Genomic DNA, 1,563 nt, shown 5'->3' on the forward strand with positions numbered 1-1,563 from the left:
GTTCATCAGCACGTCGAGCTGCGCCGGCTTCAAATCGAGCGGCGCAAGTTTCACCGCCAGCGTGCGCTCCAGCACATGGCAGGCGCGCGCCACCGCGACCCCGTTGCGGAAACGCGGGTTGTCCCAAGGCAGCTCTTGTTTATTGTTCATCTTTGAACTATTATGTTCATGCTTGAACGTATGGATGGATTCTCACTATGGCATCATTCGGGCTGAAGGTCATCCGGGGCGTGTTCGGTGCGGCAGAGCGTGTCGCGCCGCGGCTCAGCGGACGCGCGGCGTTCGAATTGTTCTGCCGCACCCCGAATGTCAAGGCGCTCAGCGATGGCGAGCGCCGCGCTGTCGAGCGTGCGACGGGGTTCATGACCGAGGCGCGTCATCACCGGCTGAAGACCGCGACCGGCTGCGTCATGGTGCACGAGTTCCGGCCCGAGCCGGGCAGGGCGGCCGTCGGCACGGTGCTCGTCGTCCATGGCTGGCGCTCGCGCACCGAATATATGCGCGCCTTGATCGAAGGCTATCGCGCCGCCGGCTACAGGGTCGTTTCGCTCGACCTGCCTGGCCACGGCCAGTCGCAGGGCCGGCGCCTGAACATGGTCAATGCGGTGGATGCGGTGCGGGTTGCCGGCGAATGGTTCGGCCCGTTCGCGGCGGCGGTTGGCCATTCCTTCGGCGGCGCCGTCGCCGCCAATGCCATCGCCGGTTCGGTCAAGAACATCCCGCCGCTGGCGGCGGGACGCCTGGTGCTGATCGCGGCGCCAAGTTCCCTGCCGGCGATCTTTGCCGACTTCAGTCATATGTTGAATGTCGGCCCGCGCTCGCAAGCCGCCATGGCGGACCGGGTCGAGCATCTTTCCGGCCGGCCGCTGCACGAATTCACCGGCGACCGCCAGCTCGCCCAGGCACCGGTGCCGACCCTGGTCATCCACGCGCCGGACGACCGCGAAGTCTCGGCCGATCACGCAAGGCGCTATGCCGGTGCCGGCGGCCATGTGCGGCTCTACTGGGCCGACGGGCTTGGCCATCGCCGCATTCTTGCCGACAAGGGCGTGGTCGAACGCGCGGTCGGCTTCGTGACGCATCGCGAGCCATTGCTGCTGCATTGAGCGGCGGTCGAGATTATTTCTTCTGCTCGCCGGGTTCGACCGGCAGTCCGGCGGCCTTCCAGGCGGTGTAGCCGCCGAGGATGTGCTTGACCGGCGAAAGCCCCATGTCCTGCGCCGTCTTTGTGGCCAGGGCAGAGCGCCAGCCGCCGGCGCAGAAGAACACGAAGCTCTTTCCCGAGGCGAAGAACGGCTTGTGGTAAGGGCTTTCGGGGTCGATCCAGAATTCCAGCATGCCGCGCGTGACATGCTTGGCGCCCGGAATCCGGCCGTCGCGTTCCACTTCGCGTGGATCGCGCAGATCGACGAAGATGGTGTCTTCATCGTCGAGCAGCCCGGCCGCTTCCTCCGGCGAAACCACCTCGATCACGGCATTCGCCTCGTCCAGCAGCTCGCGATAACCCTTTTTCACGCTCTCGTCCCTCCCGGCCTTGCTGGCGGATTTCGAGCACACCAGCCG

Annotated in this window: 2 protein-coding genes and 1 pseudogene; 1 reads left to right on the forward strand and 2 read right to left on the reverse strand. The window is 66.0% G+C overall.

Annotated features, from left to right (window positions below; all coding sequences use genetic code 11):
- Window positions 1-150, reverse strand: a pseudogene (locus ENZ75_RS35445) (MarR family transcriptional regulator); the annotation flags it as partial.
- Window positions 151-197: 47 nt separating this feature from the next.
- Here ENZ75_RS35445 and ENZ75_RS31360 point away from each other — a divergent pair.
- The gene (locus ENZ75_RS31360) at window positions 198-1,106 is read left to right on the forward strand and encodes an alpha/beta fold hydrolase (protein ID WP_027161593.1); all 909 of its coding nucleotides are present in this window, start codon (window positions 198-200) and stop codon (window positions 1,104-1,106) included.
- A gap of 13 nt (window positions 1,107-1,119) precedes the next feature.
- Here ENZ75_RS31360 and ENZ75_RS31365 read toward each other — a convergent pair whose 3' ends face one another.
- Complete coding sequence (locus ENZ75_RS31365) at window positions 1,120-1,515, reverse strand: rhodanese-like domain-containing protein (protein WP_063167993.1); 396 nt, start codon at window positions 1,513-1,515, stop codon at window positions 1,120-1,122.
- Between the last annotated feature and the right edge of the window lie 48 nt (window positions 1,516-1,563).

The sequence above is a fragment of the Mesorhizobium sp. M7A.F.Ca.CA.002.04.1.1 genome (assembly GCF_004022805.1).
Lineage (GTDB): Bacteria > Pseudomonadota > Alphaproteobacteria > Rhizobiales > Rhizobiaceae > Mesorhizobium > Mesorhizobium ciceri.